At 59.8% G+C, this 21629-nt stretch carries 12 protein-coding genes; 4 read left to right on the plus strand and 8 right to left on the minus strand.

Features of this window, described 5'->3' with window-relative positions:
• Positions 1-317: 317 nt before the first annotated feature.
• Positions 318-10025, plus strand: a complete 9708-nt coding sequence (locus FZ025_RS22755; RefSeq protein WP_158185606.1) for a calcium-binding protein — start codon at positions 318-320, stop codon at positions 10023-10025.
• Positions 10026-10201: 176 nt separating this feature from the next.
• Here the strand turns inward: FZ025_RS22755 and FZ025_RS20225 are convergent, their stop codons facing one another.
• The 7 genes from FZ025_RS20225 to FZ025_RS20250 all read right to left on the minus strand — a co-directional run bounded on the left by FZ025_RS20225 (position 10202) and on the right by FZ025_RS20250 (position 14519).
• Positions 10202-10618 (minus strand): hypothetical protein, encoded by a 417-nt coding sequence (locus FZ025_RS20225; protein WP_146093630.1) that lies wholly within the window; start codon positions 10616-10618, stop codon positions 10202-10204.
• Positions 10599-11288 (minus strand): RHS repeat-associated core domain-containing protein, encoded by a 690-nt coding sequence (locus tag FZ025_RS20230; RefSeq protein ID WP_146093631.1) that lies wholly within the window; start codon positions 11286-11288, stop codon positions 10599-10601. The genes FZ025_RS20225 and FZ025_RS20230 overlap by 20 nt, the downstream gene beginning before the upstream one ends.
• Entirely contained in the window at positions 11288-11530 is a 243-nt protein-coding gene (locus FZ025_RS22600; RefSeq protein WP_244292416.1) for a hypothetical protein, read from the minus strand. Before FZ025_RS22600 ends, FZ025_RS20230 begins: the two co-directional genes overlap by 1 nt.
• Before the next feature lie 25 nt (positions 11531-11555).
• Positions 11556-12119, minus strand: a complete 564-nt coding sequence (locus tag FZ025_RS20235; protein WP_244292417.1) for a transglutaminase family protein — start codon at positions 12117-12119, stop codon at positions 11556-11558.
• Between the two features lie 587 nt (positions 12120-12706).
• Positions 12707-12976 carry a CopG family ribbon-helix-helix protein gene (locus FZ025_RS20240; protein WP_146093632.1) on the minus strand — a complete coding sequence of 90 codons (270 nt, stop codon included), beginning with the start codon at positions 12974-12976 and terminating at the stop codon, positions 12707-12709.
• 401 nt (positions 12977-13377) lie between these two features.
• Positions 13378-13575, minus strand: coding sequence for a hypothetical protein (locus FZ025_RS20245; RefSeq protein ID WP_146093633.1), 198 nt, complete (start codon positions 13573-13575; stop codon positions 13378-13380).
• Positions 13572-14519: a DNA-binding protein gene (locus tag FZ025_RS20250; RefSeq protein WP_046979347.1), complete on the minus strand. Its 948-nt coding sequence runs from the start codon at positions 14517-14519 to the stop codon at positions 13572-13574. Before FZ025_RS20250 ends, FZ025_RS20245 begins: the two co-directional genes overlap by 4 nt.
• Before the next feature lie 103 nt (positions 14520-14622).
• Between FZ025_RS20250 and FZ025_RS20255 the strand changes: the two genes are divergently transcribed.
• From FZ025_RS20255 to FZ025_RS20265, 3 genes are all read left to right on the plus strand, one after another.
• Positions 14623-15711 carry a site-specific integrase gene (locus FZ025_RS20255; RefSeq protein WP_046979348.1) on the plus strand — a complete coding sequence of 363 codons (1089 nt, stop codon included), beginning with the start codon at positions 14623-14625 and terminating at the stop codon, positions 15709-15711.
• A gap of 87 nt (positions 15712-15798) precedes the next feature.
• A complete protein-coding gene (locus tag FZ025_RS20260; RefSeq protein WP_046979349.1) occupies positions 15799-17838 on the plus strand; it encodes an ATP-dependent nuclease in 2040 nt (679 codons plus the stop codon).
• A complete protein-coding gene (locus FZ025_RS20265; protein ID WP_046979350.1) occupies positions 17835-19769 on the plus strand; it encodes a UvrD-helicase domain-containing protein in 1935 nt (644 codons plus the stop codon). Before FZ025_RS20260 ends, FZ025_RS20265 begins: the two co-directional genes overlap by 4 nt.
• Positions 19770-20101: 332 nt before the next feature.
• Here FZ025_RS20265 and FZ025_RS20270 read toward each other — a convergent pair whose 3' ends face one another.
• Positions 20102-21475, minus strand: a complete 1374-nt coding sequence (locus tag FZ025_RS20270) for an FRG domain-containing protein (protein WP_046979351.1) — start codon at positions 21473-21475, stop codon at positions 20102-20104.
• Positions 21476-21629 lie beyond the last annotated feature (154 nt).

Here is a 21629-nt window from a genome sequence, read left to right on the forward strand (position 1 = left end):
GAGAAATTCCGAGATCAAGGAGACAAACTATCCGTCGCCATACACGCAGAGTTGCAACGGGAAGGAAAATGCAATGGCTCGCAGGACTGCAAAGAAAAATTTGTCCTCCTTGGTGAGCACGGAAATCAGGTAAACCTGAACATGTATGGAGTGACAGATCGAACAGCTCGTTCTGAAGTTCTGAAGTTTGTATCCATGTCGGGAACTTCCATCACTGGAGGTGTCCCCATAGTCCTGAGCTTTTACTCGAACCAAAAGAGCGAATTGGTAAATGGAAATCAATCAGCTGACCCAGACCAAACATTGAGGATAAACAAATGAGCAACTATGCGACAGTGGAAGTCCGCGTTGATCTTGGCGGTGCGGACAAGATTCCGCACACATTCATATTCATAAGTAATCCTGATGGGACAACCACCGAATATGGATTCGCTCCGGCCACATCAGGTCAGACGTTCGGTCCAGGAGCTGTCTATGTAACTCAGGGGCATGAATACACTGCTGCTACCTATCAAGTGGAGCTAACACAGCAACAGTACAATGATTTCATGACGCATATTCAAAGTACGACTTTGAATCCTCCAAGTTATGAAGTTACTGCCGGAACGATTCCTCTTGGGACCGGCGAGAACTGTACGACCTGGGTCAGGGATGGGTTCCAAGCGGCAGGTGTTTCGATGCCGCAGGGCATGGACTGGAACGGAAGTCCGTATGGCCAAGGGGTTTTTGACTACATATACGATTTGTTCAAGAGTTCGCCGGGTGACCCAACAAGTGAGGTAACTTGGCAGGATATGTACGATCTCTTGCCGCAGCCTTATAAGGACGTAATCGATAAGGTCAAAGAGTATATCGCGACCAGTAAGGAATTGGTGGAGGATACGTGGGAATCGATCAAGGACTTCTTTAATGACGCCAAAAAATTCATTGCGCGCAGGGATCCGCTCGTGCTGGATCTGGATGGGGACGGCATCGAGACCGTTGCTGCGACGGGAACTATTCTCTTCGATCATGACGGTGACGGTGTCAGGAGCGGCACCGGCTGGATTGCCTCTGACGACGGTCTGCTGGTATTAGATCGCAATGGCAACGGATTGATAGACAACGGTGGCGAGTTATTCGGTGCCGATACTGCCTTGTCTGATGGCAGCAAGGCTACCTCAGGTTTTGCCGCACTAGCAGATCTTGACAGTAATGAAGACGGCGTGTTCGACGCCGAGGATGCCGAATTCGACAACGTCCGTGTATGGCGCGACCTGAACCAGGACGGCATCTCCCAGGCGGGAGAGTTGTTTACTTTGGACCAGTTGGGTATCGCTTCCATCAATCTGACCCCAGCAACGACGGCAGACCTCGACCTTGGTAATGGCAATGTGGTCGACAATCGGGGAACGTTCACCCGCACAGATGGCACCACTGGTTTGGCAGGCGATCTCCTGCTGGCAATGAACCATTTCTTCAGCGATTTCACCGGGTCGCTGGACCCTGTGACGGTGACAGACGAGGCCGGGCGGCTTCCCGGACTCAAGGGAAGTGGCGCTGTCCGTGATCTGGCGGAAGCGGCAAGCTTGTCGACGAATCTCCTATCAGCAGTTCAGGCATTGGGGCCTGGGATTTCGCGCAACTCCATGCGGGACGAACTCGATACGATCGTCTCGCTGTGGGCAGGCACCTCTACCATGCAGAGCAGCGAGGAGGTTCTGGAGACCACGGGTACGGTGACGCGCACCATCTACTACCATGGCGCGGTGCCTGCATCCGTGACCGCCCAAGGCGAAGCGGCAGTCGAAGCATGGAAACAGCAGCAGCACGCCGAACTGGCCCCCATCATCGCCATCCTGGAGCAGTTCAACGGCTCCAGTCTGGTCAGTTTCCAGAACGACCGTGTATCGACCGGCGGCAACACCTACGTCTGGAAGACAATAACCCACGCGGACAGCAGCACGGAACAGGTAATGAGTATCGTGCTCCAGCCGGAGCAGATCAGTACGTTGCTGGAAGCCTATGCTGAGCTTAAGGAATCCATCTACGCAAGACTGGTGCTGGACACTCGGCTAGATGCCTATATGGGCAGTCTGAATATGCAGTTGGTGGATGGCCAACTGCTATTCGACCTCACGGGGCTTAATTCCATGCTGAGCGACAAGCGGCAGAGCAACCTGGGCGAGGCTTTCCAGGATCTGGTCGATCTCTATCGCTACGCAGGAACGTTCCTCACTTCGGCAGGCTGGAATGGTGCCGAGTTCCTTGCGACCTGGGTCGCGGATGCCACGACAACTCCCGAGGGACTGGACGCACTGTCGTTCGCGGGGATTGACCTGGCAACAGGAAGCCTGACCGGCACCAGCGGGAATGATGTGCTGTGGGGCGACGGGAACGGCAATACCCTGCGCGGCGGTGCTGGCGGTGATCTGCTGGTGGGCAATGCCGGCAACGATACGCTCGCTGGCGATAACGGGCGGGATATTCTTCTTGGAGGGTCCGGGAACGATACGCTCAACGGCGGAGCGGGCGACGATCGCCTTATCGGTGGAGTGGGTAACGACAACCTGACTGGTGGCGACGGTTCGGACATCTACATCTACGAACTGGGCGATGGTCAAGATACGATCAACAACTACGACGTCAGTGCAGGCAGATTCGACGTTCTTGTGTTGGGTGAAGGTATCACCCCGGATGGCTTGACCGCGACGCGCCTCAACAACAACCTGATCCTGTCCATCAATGGAACGACCGATCGGATCACGGTCAACAACTACTTTACGGCCGATGGCGCGGGCGGGTACCAGCTGGATCAGATCCGCTTCGCGGACGGCACGATCTGGACGGTCGACGTCCTCAAGCCGCTGGTGCAGATCCCAACGGAAGGCAACGACAACCTGTATGGGTACGCCGGCAGCGACACGCTGACGGGGCTCGTGGGCAATGACGCGATTTACGGCTACGGTGACGACGATGTTCTGGAGGGTGGTCTCGGCAACGACAGCTTGTCCGGGGGCACTGGGTCCGACACCTATCTCTTCAATGCCGGCGATGGCCAGGACACCATCGACAACTACGACAACAGCGCAGGTCGGTTCGATGTGCTGCAGCTGGGCGAGGGCATTGCCCCCGCGGACGTGACGGCCCGGCGCTCAGGTACGAACCTGGTGCTGAGTTTCGCCGGCAGCACTGACAGGATCACCATCACCAACTATTTCGAATCGGACGCTGCCGGGTACTATCGCCTGGACGAGATCCGGTTCGCCGATGGATCGGCCTGGAATGTCGCAACCGTCAAGTCGTTGGTCCAGATCCCCACCGAGGACAACGACAACCTCTATGGCTATGCGAGCAATGACAATCTGTCGGGCCTGGCAGGTGACGACGCGATCTATGGGTATGGCGGCAACGATGTGTTGGAAGGTGGGGCGGGCAACGACTTCCTGTCGGGCGGAGCCGGCTCGGACATCTATCGGTTCAATGCCGGGGATGGCCAGGACACCATCGACAACTACGATAACAGCAGCGGAAGAGTTGACGCGCTCGAGTTAGGCGAAGGCATTGCCCCCGCGGACGTGACGGCACGTCGCTCGGGTAACAACCTGATCCTGACGTTCGCCGGCAGCACCGACAAGATCACGGTGACCAACTATTTCGAATCGGACGCTGCTGGGCACTACCGCCTGGATGAAATTCGGTTCGCGAACGGTACGACCTGGGATGTCCAGACGGTCAAAGATCTGGTCCAAGTGCCTACCGCAGGCGACGATGCGCTCTACGGCTATGAGACGGACGACAATCTTTCGGGATTGGATGGGGCCGATACGCTGTATGGGTACGGGGGGAATGATCGTCTCGTTGGCGGGGCCGGCAACGATCTGTTGACGGGCGGAGCCGGTTCGGATGTGTATGTGGTCAACCCTGGTGATGGCCAGGACATCATCAACAACTACGATACGTCCGCTAATCGTGTTGACGCGATCGAGTTTGGTGCCGGCATTGCGGCAAGTGACGTCACTATCCGTCGCAGCGGCGCGCATCTGGTGCTGACCATCAACGGAACCGATGACCGAATCACGGTCTCCAACTACTTCGATCAGGATGCGGCCGGTTACTACCGGCTTGATGAGATCCGATTTGCGGACGAGACGGTCTGGAACATCGAGACGGTCAAGGCCCTGGTCCAAGTGCCGACGGAAGGTGCCGATACGCTCTACGGCTACGCCACAAACGACAACCTGACCGGCGCGGGTGGAAACGACACCCTTTACGGCTACGGCGGCAATGACGTCCTGGCGGGCGATTCGGGCAACGATACACTCGATGGCGGCGCCGGTTCCGACACCTACCTGTTTGACTTGGGGGATGGTCAGGACACGATCAACAACTACGACACCAGCAACGGCCGAACCGATGTGCTGTTGTTCGGACAGAATGTCGTCCCGGCCGATGTCACCGTTCGCCGCGTCAATGACAACCTGGTGCTGGCGATCAACGGCACCGATGATCGGGTGACGATTTCCAACTACTTCAACGGAGATGCGGCGGGCGCTTACCAGCTCGATGAGATCCGGTTCGCCGGCTCGCTGGGTACGGTCTGGGACGTTAATGCTGTCAAGGCGCTCGTGCTGGCGCCGACTAGTGGGGACGATACGCTGCAGGGCTATGCATCAAACGACACCATTGCTGGCGGCAATGGCAACGACACAATCTATGGCAATGCGGGCGACGACCTGCTGCAGGGCGAGTCCGGCAACGATGTACTTTACGGAGGAGCCGGGCACGATACGCTGGTGGGCGGCGAAGGGAACGATTCGCTCAATGGCGATGCGGGTGACGACGTCCTCCAGGGTGGGCTTGGCAACGACAGCCTCAACGGCGGTGCCGGTTCGGATACCTATCTCTTCAACGCGGGCGATGGCCAGGACGTCATCAGCAATTACGACACCAGTACCGGGCGTGTCGACGTGCTGCAGCTGGGTGAGGGCATCCTGTCGACGGACGTGACCGCACGGCGGTCCAACAACGATCTGGTGCTGGCCTTCGCCGGCAGCGACGATCGGGTGATCGTCTCCAACTACTTCGCCGGCGATGCCGCCGGGAACTACCAGCTCGACCAGATCCGCTTCGCCGACGAGACGGTGTGGGATGTGGCGACAGTCAAGGCCTTGGTACTGGTGCCGACCAGCGGCAACGATATCTTGCAGGGCTATGCATCGGACGATGTCCTTGCCGGTGGCGATGGCAATGACACGATCTATGGCAATTCGGGCGATGACGTGCTGCAGGGCGAGTCCGGCAGCGATGTACTTTATGGCGGGGCCGGGCACGATACGCTGGTAGGTGGCGAAGGGAACGATTCGCTCAATGGCGATGCGGGCGACGACGTCCTCCAAGGTGGTCTGGGCAACGACAGCCTCAATGGCGGCGCCGGTTCGGATACCTATCTCTTCAACGCAGGCGATGGCCAGGACGTTATCACCAACTACGACACCAGTGCCGGGCGTGTCGACGTGCTGCAGCTGGGCGAGGGCATCCTGTCGGCGGAGGTGACCGCACGGCGGTCCAACAACGATCTGGTGCTGACCTTCGCCGGCAGCGACGATCGGGTGACCGTCTCCAACTACTTCATCGGCGATGCGGCCGGGAATTACCAACTCGACCTGATCCGTTTCGCCGACGAGACGGCCTGGGACGTGGAGGCGGTCAAGGCGCTGGTGCTGCTGCCGACCACGGGGGCGGACACGCTCCAGGGCTACGCCAGTGACGACGCCATCTCCGGAGGCGCCGGCGACGACATCCTGTACGGCAATGCCGGCAACGACACCCTACATGGTCAGGATGGCAACGACACCCTCTATGGCGGGAACGATGACGACACGGTAACGGGCGGTGTCGGCACCGACACACTCAACGGCGATGCCGACGACGATGTGCTCGATGGCGGTATCGACAACGACATTTTGCGCGGCGGGGCCGGCAATGACCACCTGACCGGCGGATTGGGCAACGATCAGGTGGAAGGCGGCGAGGGCGACGACCATTACCACTTCGCCGCTGGCGATGGGCAGGACACGATCAACGACACCCAGGGCCTGAGCACGATTCACCTGTCGGGTCTGCCGCTTGGGCAGGTCTACTTGCGCCGTGACGGTACGGCACTGGTACTGCGTTTCATCGGGTCTTCGACCGACCAGATCCGGTTGGTCAACTTCTTCGATACAAGCACCCAGCTGGCCCTGCGTGGCGTGGTCATTGACACCGGCGATGGAACTCCTTGGTCGCTGGATGCCGCCGCGGTGGATGCGGCGGCCCTGCTGGGCACGTCGCTGGACGACGTGATCGATGGCAACACGCTGGACAACGCGATCGAAGGCCTGGCCGGTAACGATACGCTCCGCGGCGGTGCCGGTGCGGACACTCTGGACGGCGGCGCAGGCAATGACGCGCTGTACGGCCAGGCCGGCGGCGACGTGCTGACGGGCGGAGAGGGTAACGACCTGCTCGATGGCGGTACGGGGGCCGACCAGTTGGCCGGTGGTAGCGGTGACGACACCTACGTGGTCGACGATGTGGGCGATGTCGTGACCGAGGCCGCCGAGGCAGGTAACGATCTGGTCAGGACCAGCATCAGCTATGTGCTGCCCGAGAACGTCGAGCGTGTCGAACTGACCGGAACCGCCGACATCGACGGCACCGGCAACGCGCTGGACAACACGCTCACCGGCAACAGCGGCAACAACCGCCTGCAGGGACTGGCGGGCGACGACGTGCTCTTCGGCAACGATGGCGACGACACGTTGGACGGCGGCACCGGCAACGATCAGCTACACGGCGGCAGTGGTGCCGACGTGCTGCTCGGCGGTGTCGGCAACGACGTGCTGGACGGTGGCGCGGGCGTCGACCAACTGATGGGTGGCGCCGGGGACGACCTCTACCAGGTGGACGAGTCCGGCGACGTCATCGTCGAACTGGCGGACGAGGGCATCGACGTGGTGCAGTCGACGGCCTACAGCTATGCCCTGTCGGCGAACGTCGAGCACCTGACCCTGGTGCAGGGCAGCAGTGCCTACGAGGGCATCGGCAATGCGCTGGACAACGTGCTGACCGGCAACGGCAACGACAACCGCCTGGACGGCGGCGCCGGTGCCGACACCCTGATCGGCGGCCTGGGCAACGACACCTACGTAGCCAACAACGTGGACGACGTCGTGGTCGAGAACGCCAGCGAAGGCACCGATACGGTGGAATCGAGCATCAGCTACACGCTGGGCGCGACGCTGGAGAACCTGACCCTGCTGGGTACGGCCAACCTGGATGCCACCGGCAACACCGACGACAACATGATCCGCGGCAATGCCGGCAACAACCGCATCGAGGGCGGCGCCGGCGCCGATACGCTGTACGGTGGCGCCGGTGACGACGACTACGTGGCGGTGTCGGCCTCCGACCGCGTGTACGAGTACGCCGACGAGGGCACCGACACCGTCGAGCGCGTGTTCGAGACCAACCTGGTCCTGGAGAACAATGTCGAGAACCTGATCCTGGGTGCGGGGATCACCACCGGCAACGGCAATGGCCTGGACAACACGATCACCGGCAACGCCGGCGACAATACCCTCGCTGGCCTGGACGGGGACGATGTGTTGCATGGGCTGGATGGAGACGATGCGCTGTTCGGTGGAAACGGGACCGATGCGCTGTATGGCGGTACCGGCGACGATTATCTCGACGGGGGCGCTGGCATCGACTACATGGAAGGCGGTGTGGGCAACGACAACTACATCCTCGACCACAGCGACGACGTCGTGGTCGAAGCTGTGGGCGAGGGAACGGACCAGGTCCAGGCCTCGGCGTCGTACGCGCTGTCGGCGAACATCGAGGACCTGTTCCTGACCGGCAGCGCTGCGATCAATGGTGCCGGCAACGACTGGGACAACTACATCGCCGGCAATGGGGCCGCCAACACGATCCACGGCGGTGGCGGCAACGACACGATCGTCGGTGGCGGTGGTGACGATACCCTGGTCGGTGGCGCTGGGGACGACAAATACGTCTTCGACGCCAGTTCGGGCAGCGATGTCGTCGACAATGCCGATGGCGGCTTCGACGGCATCTTCTTCACCAATGGCATTACCCGTGAGCGACTGTCCTTCAGCCGCGACGGCGATGACCTGCTGATCTTTGTCGATGCCAGTGTGGTGCCATCGGTTCGCGTGCTGAACCATTTCCTCGGTGGCGATGCGGCGATCGACTACGTGCAGCCGGATGGCGGCTATTACCTCACTACTGCTGAGATCAACCAGATCGTGGCAGGAGGCAGCACCGGCGGCGAGTATGACCAGGTCATCGAAGGCACCGCGGCCGGCGAGCAACTGGTGGGCAGTTCGGGCAAGGACCTGATCAAGGGCCTGGCGGGCGACGACCAACTGTTCGGCATGAGCGGCGACGACACCCTGCAGGGGGGCGAGGGCGACGACTACCTGTCTGGCGGCAATGGCAGCGGCTCCGGTTCGGGCGATGATCGCCTGGAAGGCGGGGCCGGTGCGGACACGCTGGTGGGCGAGGATGGCGTCAACACCCTGATCGGTGGCGCCGGCAACGACAACTACGTCTACGGCGGCGACCAGGACACGATCGACAATACCGGTGGCGGTACCGATGGCGTGTTCTTCAACAATGGAATCGCCGCCAGCGACCTGGCGTTCTATCGCGATGGCGACGACCTGGTCATCGCCGTGGCCGGCAATGCCAGCGGCTTCGTGCGTGTCACCGGCCACTTCCTCGGCGGCGACCTGGCGCTGGACTTCGTCCAGCCGGCCAGCGACAACATGCTGAACACGGCGGCGATCAATGCTTTGGTCCAGACGGGCTATCCGGGCAGTGGAGAGCCCGGCGGCGGCGATCCCGATCCGGGCGAGGGCGACCCCGGTACCGGCAATCCTGGCGGCGGCAACGAAGGAAACGATGCGGATTACCCAAATGTCGTCACCGGCACGGCGAATGGCGAGCAACTGCTCGGCAGTTCCGGCCGCGATCTGATCCGAGGCCTGGGCGGTGCGGACGAACTGTTCGGTTTCGGTGGCGACGACAAGCTGGACGGTGGCGACGGCGACGACTACATCTCCGGCGGTAACGGTTCCTTCAGCGGGTCGGGCAACGACATCCTGATCGGCGGAGCGGGAAATGACACGCTGGTCGGCGAGGACGGCAACGACATGCTGATCGGCGGGGCAGGAGACGACTTCTACTACTACGCGTCCGGCTCGGGCAGCGACACGGTGGATAACACCGGTGGCGGCACCGACTGGCTCTACTTCACTGATGTCAGTAGCACGCGCCTGAGCTTCCATCAGGATGGTGATGACCTGATCGTCCGCGTTGACGGCGATGCGGGACAGCAGATTCGCGTGCTGGACCACTTCCTGGGCGGCGAACATGCGATCAGCTATGTCCAGCCGAGCAATGGCAATGCGATCCCGGCCTCGAACATTCCGGCGTTGTTGACGGCACTGCCGCAGGGCAGCAGTGCAGCGGCATTCCTGGCCGTGGAAACGAGTTCCATCAGCAGTGTTGGCCTTACATCCTTGCCGGTGGCATCGACCGATTCCGTCGCGCTGGACGAAGGCCTGCCGCAGGCGGCGTTCCAGGTCGTGTCCAAGATGGCGGTGCCCGAAGCTACCACGCTAGGCGAACGGAATCCGGCCAGCGACGTGGGGGAACCAACGAGAGGCGCAAACATCGATGATGACGTCGAGCTTCCTGCGTCCTTCGTCGGCGGGCCAATTTCAAGGCCTGATCACGTCGATTCGTGGAGGACGCACAGGCTGATGGATCGTCATGGGGGGATCACCCGTTATTGGGAATTGGATGGGCCTCAGTTCGCCATCGACGACCAACTGCCGGTAAGCCACTCCGCCGCCGCCCTGGAGTTGGATGGCCTGATCCACGCAATGGCCGGTTTCCAGTCGCAGGAGGCGATGATCATGGCGCAGCATCCTTACGAATTCAGGCAGAACCCGGCGTTCGCAGTGCAAGTGTGAGTTGAGGTCATGGGAGCCGGAGGGGAGAGCTCCTCCTCCGGCTTGCGTGTACTGATTTCTCCTGGCCCGTGCAGTGAAATTCGCAAGCCTTGGGGAGTCTGTGCTCACATGGCTTCGTTAGTGCTCTCTGACGAGGTGGCCAGCAGAGGACTTTATCTCCGCCCCCTCTGATTTGGCTATGGCGCGGGGACTTTGCGCCCTTGAAGTTCAACTAGGATCGCCCCCGGCTGGCTGCCGACGAAATGGTACTTTCCGCCTTGTTCGCGCAGAAACAAGACATAGACATTGCCCGGCACACAGCAGTCATTCCGGCGTTCCGCGATGGTGTTGTCCACCACCATTTCAATGCGATCACCGATTGCCGCCTGCCCTTTTAGAACGCTTGCCACCCGGGCCTTGACCCGGAAGAACTTGTCGAACTCCTGACTCGTATGCGGCAGCAACTCAATGTCGTCGGTTACGACCACCAATTCGGCGCTTTGGACCCGTTGCTCCATGGAGGAACGGGTCCTTTCCACCGCACAAGCATTGCCAACTGATGCAAGCAAAGACAGCAGAAGGACCGGCAGCCAACTATTCAATGTGACTTTCATCCCGCATCCTCAGGTCAGCATCGGGGAGCTGAATCCTTACATTGTTCTCGTTGCTGACAGCATTGCCCGTTTCAGAGCCAACTGCACCGGGAATGGCATGGCCCACCATCTCGTGCATGAGGATGGTACTTGGCGTCTGCGTCAAAGGTGCACCGGTCGAAGTCTGCATGTCCCCAGTATAGCTCTGACCTGTGACTACAACGTTCTGATCCGAAAGGCCGTTCCCAAGTGCCTGGGTTAAACCGCCCTGTACCTGAATATTCTCGCCGGTAACCGCATTCTTATAGGTATCGGCGATCTGGACGTTGATCGTCTTGTCACTAGAGATCGCTTGATTGAGACGATCAGAGTAATGCTGCGAAAAGCGTGATGTATCGCCTGTGCTTTGAACTTGCTGCAGCGAGCCACTCTTGTCGAATTTGTAGACGCCTACAACCACCGAGTTAACCATCCTTTCGATGCGGACTTGTTCCCCAGGATTAACAGCTCGGATTTCCCGGCCATCAGGATCCGTGTAGCGATAGGGATTGTTGTTGGCGTAGGAATAACGGTTGAAGTTCGCCCCGGTATTCGGATTGGCCCCAACCGGATCATTGGAGGCGTGTGCAGCGAAAACAAACATCAACCATAGCGCCAGTCCCGTGCTGGTTTTTGCAAATTGCATACGCATCACTTGCCCCCTTGTTGGCTAACCGATTTCTGTTGTGCGAAGCGTTCCAGGTAGTTGTCCCAATCTGCCTTCGTCCATTCCCGCCATCCAAGCGCTTCGGCCTTCGATCGCCACTCAACGATTTGACGGTTATAGGCCAGGAATTCCGCTTGCTCGGCCGGCGGAATTTGTGCGGCCACGGAATATTTTCTTCTGAAACGCTGGTCTACCAGCATGATGTAGGCGTTGGCTTTGAGCGTCATCGCAAACACATCTTTGGGATTGGCCTCAAGAACCAAATCGATGACCTGGATCGCCCGAATAGGCTGGTTCCTTTGCAGGTAGTAAGGCGCCAACATCGCAGTGGCAAACACCGCCACGGACTCTCTGGAAGGTTTCGCTCCTGATCGCCTCTGGCGAAATCTTCAAGGCTTGCTCATAGCCACTATCAGGATGGAAGAGACCGCTGGTGGCATCCAAATTTGTCCACGCGCCTTGTTCCTCATCACCATATTTTGCGATCAGGTGGTAGGGGGCTGTCGTCAATGTCATTGGCAGCCCGAGCTTTTGCCCGAGCAGGACAATGGCTATCGGCATAACCATGCATTGCCCCTTGCGCCTTTCCAGGTAGGTGGACAGCAGCGAATTGTGAAGATCTTTGCCAAACGGATCTGTGAAGTCGTAGCCAAACGACCGGTAGTCGTTCCAAGGCCCCGGCTTATAGAGGGTCGATATCAGGAGATCGACCTTCACCTTGTTGGAGGCGTCCGGAGGAATGCGGGCCCGCACTTTGGCTTCCCATTGATCGAGTTGGCGAAGCGTTCCTGGCATGTCAACCTTGGGGTCGACCATATGGTCGTATGAATGCTAGCAGGGATCTGCGGACGGTGCCGGGGGATGTTGCCTGCTTCCCACCGCCCTGCAATGACACGCCGTTATGCCCTGCGAGACGCTCGCGATCTGCTTCCCGGCCGACAGGCCATGTGGGTGTGGGCACCAAGGATAACCGGGGTAAACCACTTAATTATCAGCGTGTTAGTCAATTTTCGGCTGTTTTTTGTGCGAATCCCTGCCGACCCTCCTTTAGTACCGCAGTGCGTTTAACATAATATACATTATGCGAAATGCGCTACGGGTCCGGGCGCGCTGGATCTGGCTGTGGATCAAGTCTTGCTTGCCCAGGCGCTCCCCTTGCGAAACGGAACTCACAGCATGAGCGACAGCTACAACATCGACCGGCGGCCACCGTGCTGGAATGCCGGCCAACCCTGCCCGAATCCCTGCGCCGAGGCCCACGCCCGGCATGTGTTGACCGTATCCTTCTGTCCTCAGCACCAGCGCTAACCCTCCTCAGTGCCCGCACTGAAGATACCCCAGTCTGCAACGTACGCACTTTGGTATCCCCAGTTTCCCCAACTTCACGCAGATCGGAGGCGAACCTATGCACCAGGCTCCGCTTTGCCCGGATCTGATCCGAAGTTGGCCGTCATCCACCGATCCATTTCCTGGTCGTCTAGCAGGCAGCCGCCTGCCGCTTGTTCCAGGGCGGTCAGGGTTCGCTGATGGCGCCATGCGCGCTGAGCCAGATATCCCTCAAGTGCCTGTTCGATGACCCCCGAAATCGAGGCTCCGGGCTCCATTTGGATGGTTTCGCCCAGCCGTCGATAGAGTTCATCAGGGATGTTCGCGGTAATGGCATGTATGCGCATGATTGAAGTGTTCGCTGAAGCTCTCCGCCAAGACGGCTTCTCAGTCGCGCTCGCACATATGGTTCATGCCTTGGTGCTAGCTCCGGTCCCGGCCAGCGCGGCGACGAGGACGTGCCGGCTTGCCAGTTTTCATACTGTGCTCTTGCAAAGCAGTTTTCAAGGCCGACGGGAGGTCCTAAAGTCTGGCCAGTTGGGCCTCCACCTCTGCTCGTGCCCGTTGCAAAGCGGTCTCCTGGAGAGCCTCCAAAGCTTTCTTTCTCGCTAGCTCGGCAGCTTCCGCCTGTTGGGCAGCGCACTCGTGGATGGTTCAACAACGCACTTCCAATGCTCGTTTACCGCAGTTAAGGGTGCTTGTCGTTGGGGAATCGCACTATCGTCCGTGGAAATAGCGCTGGTGAACCTCAACGCTTGAGCAAAGACCGAATCCGGGCCTTCTGTGCGACATCCAGGCTATTCGCATGCTGCTTCAAGATTGCAACAATCTCTTCAAAGGCCGCATCGGCCCGGCGGCGAAGTTCGTCGCGGGCGGCACGCTCGACTTCGCGCCAGTGATCCACAGGATTCATTTCTGACTTGGCGGGCCCTACATCACGGGTCATTCGCCAGCCTCCTGTGCCGCTTTGGCTTTTTGAGGTGTTCGAGTCGCACGTGATCGCTTCGCGGGCCTGGCGAAGGATTGTTCCAAGGCGCGCTTGAGTGCATCCGGCAGGTCCATCGCCTTGGTCAGCTGATTCTCTAACGCATCCGCTCTTGCCTGATGAGTGGCAAGTGCCCGCCTGGCATCAGCTAGGTCGTTGAGCGCCTTCTCATGCTTTTCGGCTTGACTCTGCTCGAACGCACTTCGCTGCTTCGTCAGGCTGGTAATTTGAGCCTGCAGATCCTTTGCTTCCTGTCTGGCGCGATCAATCTCTGCGTGCGCTCGATCTTCAGTTGCCCGAACGTGTTCTGCCATGCGGTCTCGCTCGGAGCGAGCCGCTTCAACCTGGATTTCCATCACCCTGGACTGACTCTCGCGAGCCTTATCAAGCACGTTAACCCGGTCCGTGGCCGCATCCCGTTGACTGGTGACCTCGATAATTTGGCGCTGAAGTTGCTCTACCAAGCGCTCAAGCTCCTTGGAACGGGCCAAAGCGAGTTGCTCCGCTGCTCTCGAAGCATCGATTTTCGCCCGGATCGTAGCGGTCTCCGCGGCCGACGCCTCGCGGTCTTGATCGAGCAACTGACGTGCCTCAACGAGGGCGGCATGCTCGCCCGAAAGCTCCTTGGTCACTAACGTCCGTGCTTGGCTAAGGGCCAACATCCACCACTTCCCAGTGAGCTCAGCCACCTCTACTGGGACATCCGCCACGGCCAAGCGTGCACTTCGATCAGCATCCAGCCGGTCGCCCAGTCCTTGCCACCAGGTCTCAAGCAAGCGCACCACGGTGTTGGGCGAGCCTGTTCCCATGTGTGCACGGACGCGCTCGACGGTCGGCCGTTCGCCGCCGGCCACCAGCGCATCAGCAGCGGCGTGAACGTCTGATTCGGTAATGCCTCTAGCCATGGAAGACCTCCTACTGCGGCGCCCTACTCTGTTGATTCCGTACTCGCGATAAGTGATGATTATCGTGGATATAGTGTACAAGTCATAGCATACATTACATACTATGAATGATAATTCCGCACTTCCGATCTCCGCGCAAACCGTATTCAGCCTCGTTCTGCCCGAACAGCTGGCCCAACAAGCGGCGGACGCAGTGCGCGAACTGCTGGCCGAAGCGGCGGCCAAGAACACTACTCGCAGCTACACCAGTGCCCTGCGCTACTGGGCCGGCTGGCATGCAGCGCGCTACGGGATTGAAATGGCGCTGCCGGTTCCTGAAGCCACGGTTCTGCAGTTCGTGGTCGATCATGTGGTTCGGCGATCAGCCGAGGGCGAACTGACCTGGGAGCTGCCGCCGGTTGTGGACCAGGTCCTGGTCGCCTCCGGACTGAAGGCCAAGCCCGGCGCCTGGACTCTGTCCACCGTACGCCACCGCGTTGCTGTCCTTTCGACGGCGCACCGTCTCAAACACCTTCCCAATCCCTGCGAACAGCCTGCCGTGCGCACTGTTCTCTCCCGCGCCGGCCGGGCCGCGGTCAAGCGCGGCGAGCGTCCCCGCAAGAAGACCGCGATCACTTTGCACGAGCTGGAGGCCATGCTGGCGACCTGCGACGACACCCTTGAAGGTATCCGGGACCGCGCCCTGCTCTGCTTTGCTTTCTCCAGCGGCGGGCGCCGGCGCAGCGAGGTCGCTGCCGCCGATATGCGCGACCTGCGCCGTATCGGAGACAAGGGCTACATCTATCGCCTGGAGCACAGCAAGACGCAGCAGGCTGGCGTTACCGCCTCCTCAACGCCAGACAAGCCAGTCCTCGACCGCGCCGCGTTGGCGCTCGAGGAGTGGTTGGAGGCGGGAAGGATTACTGATGGGGCAATTTTTCGACGGCTGTGGAAGACACGCGTCGGCCCTGCCCTCTCCCCGGCCGCGGTCGCAGAAATCGTCCAGCGTCGCGCTCGGTTGGCAGGGTTGGAAGGCGACTTCGGTAGCCACAGCCTGCGGTCAGGGTTCGTGACCGAAGCCAGCCGCCAGGGCGTGCCGCTGCCGGCAATCATGCAGATGACCGAGCACAGGGCGGTGTCGAGTGTCGTGGGCTACTTCCAAACCGGTAGCGCCGCGCATAATCCTGCTGCGCGTCTTTTGGAGGATCTCTAGAAGATCAGGCAGAGGTTGGGACACAGTTGACGCACGCTCCGACAGCCACGCTATCCTCGGCGCATCCGCACACTAAAGGGGCAAGCTGTGCACCTGCACTCAATCAAAGCCGTCAATTTTCGCATCTTCGGTGACGGCAAGACTGCGCCGAAACTCGACTGGACACTCAGACCCACACTCAACATCCTGGTGGGCGAAAACGACGCCGGGAAGAGCGCCATTGTTGACGCCATCCGCCATGTGCTCTGGACCACGAGCTTCGAAGCGACCCGACTGCAAGAACAGGACTTCCATGTTTCCGGTGTCTCGCGCGCCACCGAACTGGCGATTTCGGCAACCCTCAAGGGGCTGGATGAGGGCCAGGAGTCAGCCCTCCTCGAATGGCTGACCTATGAGGAGGACGGCACGAGCACGCTGTACCTGACCCTCCACGCCAGATGGGTAGCCGGCAATCCGCCAAAGCGTCGCGCGCGCATCGAAACCGAGGTGCGCTGCGGCGCAGACGGTACCGGCCCGGAGCTCGGTGCGGCTGCCCGGGAGATGGTGCGGACCACCTACCTTCGTCCATTGCGTGATGCGGAAAACGAGTTGCGCCCGGGGCGCGCTTCACGCCTGTCCCAAATCCTCGCGGCGCACCCCGACACGCAGGACCAGAAGCACAATGACTTTGACAGGGGAAAAACCGGAGAATTGCCGACGACCCTGGTGGGACTCATGGCCCACGCCCAGCACCACATGGGCAAGCACGAGGTCATCAGGGCGGTCGAGGAAAGCATCAACACGCACTATCTCGACAAGTTCGCGTTTGCCGGCGACACCCTCGCCGCCCGCATCCGGCTTGCCACCGAACTTGCCCTCAATCCTATCCTTGAGCGGTTCGAGCTGACACTCGAGCCCGCCGACGGCGTCGACGCTGACGCGCGTTGTCCGCGTGGACTCGGCTACAACAACGTGCTGTTCATGGCGACCGAACTGGTGTTGCTCAAAGGCAGCGAAGAGCTCGCCCTTCTTCTTATCGAAGAGCCAGAGGCGCACCTCCATCCCCAGCTCCAGGACCGCGTGATGGCGCTCCTGTCGGACACAGCGAGTGATGCGAACAGCGCCTTGCAGGTGGTGATGACCACCCACAGTCCCTCACTTGTAGCTGGCGCGCCGGTCCAGGCCATGACCCTGGTGGTCAAGGGCCGAACGTTCCGGCTGGACGAGGCAAGCACGAGGCTCGAGCCATCCGACTACGCTTATCTTCGCCGCTTTCTCGAATCAACCCGCGCCAACCTCTTCTTTGCGCGTGGTGTGGCCATCGTGGAGGGTCCCGGCGAAGCGTTGCTGCTGCCCGCCCTTGCCAAGGCATGTGGCTTTGACCTCGCCAAGCATGGCGTGTCCGTCGTCAACGTAGGCGACGTGGGGCTGTACCACTACGCCCGCATCCTCCAGCGAAAGGACGATATCGAAGTCCCAGTTCCGGTTGCCTGCATCACCGACTTCGATGTCGTGCCAAACGAAGCCAAGGGCTATGTTCCGGTAAAAGGCACCGGGAATGCGGGCGTTGGCGGCAACGAAGCGCCCGACGAAGACGGCGAAGACGGCGAAGACTGCGAGGCGAACGACAGCGACGCTGGGCGCGTGGACGAGAACGGGAAAAAGAAGAAAAAGCCGAAGAAGCGTTTTTTTTCCGACTACACGCAAGACGATCTCAAAGCCCGTCGCGAGACCAAGGAAAACCGTGCCGCTGGCGGCAAAACCATCGTGTGTGTGTCCGAACACTGGACGCTGGAGTATGACCTCGCGTATTCGGGTTGCAGCGAACTGATGCACATGGCCATTGGCCTTGCGGTGGCCGCCAAGAAACACGAAGGATTTCTTCCGGCCGAAAACGTCGACGCGGTCAAGGCGGCCCGCAAGACAGCCTGGGAGAAGCTCAAGTCACAATGCCTCGCACCGGCAGCACTGGCGAGCGAAATCTACAAACCTCTGTACAAGAAACAGGGCTCGAAAGCGGTCGCAGCCCAGTACGCTGCAGCACTTCTTGAGAGCGGCCGATACGGAGAGGGCGATGCCTTGCTCAAGTCCCTCCCGCCTTATCTGCAGCGCGCCATCGGCCACCTCATGCCTGGGAGCGCTGCATGACCATTCCGCTGATTGCAGAAGAGGACCTCGAATGCCTCACCGTTGCGTTTCCAAAACTCGACTTCACCGATCCCGAGTGCCGGACGGTGCTTCTGGCCAACGGCAAGGTCGACGTCCAGGCCGCGCCCGGCAGCGGCAAGACGACGATTCTCGCAGCCAAGCTTTACCTGCTCAGCCGCAAGTGGGCTTCAGACCGACAGGGCATCTGTGTCATCAGCCACACCAACACGGCAGCGAACGAAATTCGTCATCGCCTTGCGGGCACGTCCGAAGGCGTCCGCCTGCTCGCCTACCCGCACTTCATTGGCACCATCCATGGCTTTGTGAACCACTTCCTCGCCCTGCCCCGGCTGCGCAGCGACGGCGGCACTGTCGATGTCATCGATGATGAGGTGTTTGCCAAGCGGGCACGGAGCCGCGCCCGCGCGAACGGGACGACAAGGGCTTGGGCGGATTATCAATCCGGCAACAACGAACTCATCGGGCAGATGCGCTTTTCCGGGGCCGACCTTGAGATTGTCTCCGGCAAGAACTTTCCCTCATCCGGCAGTGCATCAGGGAAGCATCTTCGCAAGGTCAAGAGAGACCTCGCAATCGAAGGCATCTTTCGCCACATCGACATGTTTGCGTTCGCCGAGCGCGCCCTCGCTGTCACGCCAAGGCTCGCATCGCTTCTTGCGAGACGCTTTCCGTTGGTGATGATTGACGAGATGCAAGACACCTCACCCAGTCAGACCGCTTTGCTGACCAAGGCGTTCGACAGGGGTGCCGTTGTTCAGCGCTTTGGTGATATCAACCAGCGCATCTTCTTCAGCGACGACGAAGATGAGGATGAAGACGGGGCTCCGTTTCCGGAAGACCCCCAGCTGCCCATGAGCACGAGCCGGCGCTTTGGCCCGACCATCGCCGCCATTGTCTCGAGCGTCCGAGAGAAAGGCTCGCCGGTGGTAGGAAAGGGGCCGGATGTGGCCGCGCCTCCGACATTGCTGGTCTACACAGAGCAAACCCTGGAGCGTGTCATTCCCCATTTCGGTGAGCTGGTTCTTGATGCCTTTGACGACGAGACCATCGCAAACGGGGGGCACATCCGTGCCATATGCGCGCGCCGGAGCGGCGAGTCGAAAGAGATGCCCGGACGTCACGTCGGGGACTTCTGGCCGCCGCTCGCCATAAACCCGAAGACGGCGGCGCCCAAGGGGACAAACGCCTGGCGCCTTCTGGCCGAAGACGCAGGCATGGGGCGTCTGCAGGTCGAACTTGGTGACCGCTCCGAACGCATGCGGCGCATTGTGCTTCTTGCGCTGCGCGAAGCCAAAGCACCCATAGCAGACGACGTCCGCGAGCCCTGGCGTCTTTTCCGCGCCCTGAGGGAACAGGACCTCGACCTCCGTCCCCTGCGACGTGCCATGCGGGATGTGGTAATGGACAAAGACTCGGGGTCCACCGACATCACGCGTATCGAGACCATTCGACGGCTCTACCAGGCGCTCGCTCCTCTGATGTCGGGAATCACGCTCGAGGCCTTCGCGGTTCTGCCTGTGTTTGCCGATCCAACGGGTGATGATGAGGCACCAGTCTCAAAGAGCCAGCTGCGGACCGGTGCCGTCGAAGCGAACGGGCGCTTTGTCAATGTCACCGTCGATACCGTGGGCAACACCAAGGGCGAGACGCAGCTCGCAACGCTCTATCTTGAGTCAATCGGACGCTACTCAAAGCGATTCGATGTTGTCGAAGCCATCGCGCGTCAGACCGGGCGCAAGACGGTCAAGGGCAAGCCGCTCAAGACCCTCCCCGCCCAGATGCGTTATGCCTACGTCGGGTTTTCCCGACCCACGCGTTTTCTATGCCTCGCGATCAACAGTGAGCGCCTCAACACGGAAGACCAAAAAATTCTCATCGGCAACGGGTGGCGGGTCGAGAGCTTGGGCTGATGATGCGATCATCTACAGCACAGTGAATCTGGCAAGAGTGCTTGCAATCGAGCTACGCGCCACGACGCCGTGCCAAGTAAACTGCCAAAGCGTCCGCCCGCGCGAGCCGCGCTGATTGATGTCGCCGCCCAGGATCAAGATGAGCGACAAAAACAAACTCACTCTGATTGCTGGCGAGAAGGTTTGCACGGACGTGGGCAACGCTGGCCATGTCGTCGTCGTGAAAAGAGATCGCAGTGGACCCCTCCGGCTGTTGTAGGTCGGGAGAAGGCGGTCGCCCTGCCCGTGATAACCAGTTCTGATCCCTATTCGTCGACATTCGCGCGAACTTGTTAGTAGGGCTCGCCCCAAGTAGCTCTCGGATCAGAGGTTGGATCAACATCTTTTTGCACGTAAAGGCCGGGTTCGACGCATTTTATCCACCCATCCTTCAATGCAAGATCCACTCTGCCAAGTAACCTGAAATTTTCCGTGTGATCGGAGCCGCACGCACAGTCTTCCTCGTGCAAAACCCGCTCCCAGCTCCCCTCGGCGTTGATCCGATAGTGCAATCCGTAGAAGCGCCCGATCTCCATGATGCGTAGTCCGGGATGATCAACGCCATATTCAAAAACGCAGACAATGTCTCCAGGCATATTTACGATTCCCACGCCCTTCCCGTAATGAGTGCCCATCCCGTGATAAACCAGGCCATCAAGCTCGATGGATATCTCGTCGTAGCTTTTAAGCAGCTTATTTAGCTCCGAAAGGATGAAGCGAGGCGCGCTGACTCCGTGGTATAGGGTACTGCCACAGAGGACTTGGGCCATCTGTATATGGGCCGAGGTTTGACAATTTGAAGGAGGCGGAAGATCTCTCGTCCAAAACGGGCGATACATGGCACTTCTAGGCGGCATGTGCTTCTGGAGATGGTACGAATACTCTGGAAGCTCTAGCGATCGCCTAAATGCTTCGAGGCCATCATCCGGAACATGTAGCATCTTCTCCCAAGGCATCGCGAGCAGCTCAGCATACACTGGGTCATCCGATGGCTCAGGGAATAACCATTCAGCGTTGCACTCCCCCGCGAATTCGCGCAATACTTCAGCTGGCGCAGTTATATGAGCAAGTACGCAATCAACATGCAGGCCACTCTGAATTAAGGGGCCAACCATGTAGGTGTCCTGTCGAACATATCGCGGGGCTCCCTCATTGGTGGCTATTTCTGATAAGTGGACTGCCTGAATTCCGCATTGACGGAGCGCCTTTTGGCTTATCAGGTAGAGATGCCCTACGTCTTCCGCGGGTACAAACCTAGCATTGAGTGTGCGCAGCCACACAGGGTCTTCGAAACAGTCTTCAACCATGTTCACCGCGATTTTCGACTCGAACCTATTGCTTGCGAACCAAGCGGCAACGTGCGGATTGCCAGAAGCGTCAAGGAAGAATGAGCGAAATCCATAGTGCTGAAGGATCGCTTGGTTTGTGGCTGCATCGTCGGTTTCCTTCCAACCGCGCACTAGATGTTGCAGAGCCCTCTTTGCGTAATAGGTCCATTTAATCATCAGATCGGGCACGCAGCCCTGACGCTGGAACGAAGTCGATAACGAAGGCTGACCGTCTGTGCCAGCGTAGTGCTGGTTTTGCCCCCTATAGAGAACGCCCGGCCCATACCGACCTATAGTCATCTCAAGCTCTTTGCTTGTCTCGCAGCGCCACTTATCCATACGGTCCTTTTTTCCTCGGTAGTTCGGCGGCTCGGTAGTCCCCGGCTTCGTTAGTAGCTTACAGTTGCAATTCCGGCATCCGGTAGCGTTACTGAACAAGCTTCGCTATGCGTCGGAAACGGACAGTTCAGTTCGTCCAACGAGATGACCGCTG

This window comes from Xanthomonas hyacinthi (assembly GCF_009769165.1).
GTDB classification, from domain to species: domain Bacteria; phylum Pseudomonadota; class Gammaproteobacteria; order Xanthomonadales; family Xanthomonadaceae; genus Xanthomonas_A; species Xanthomonas_A hyacinthi.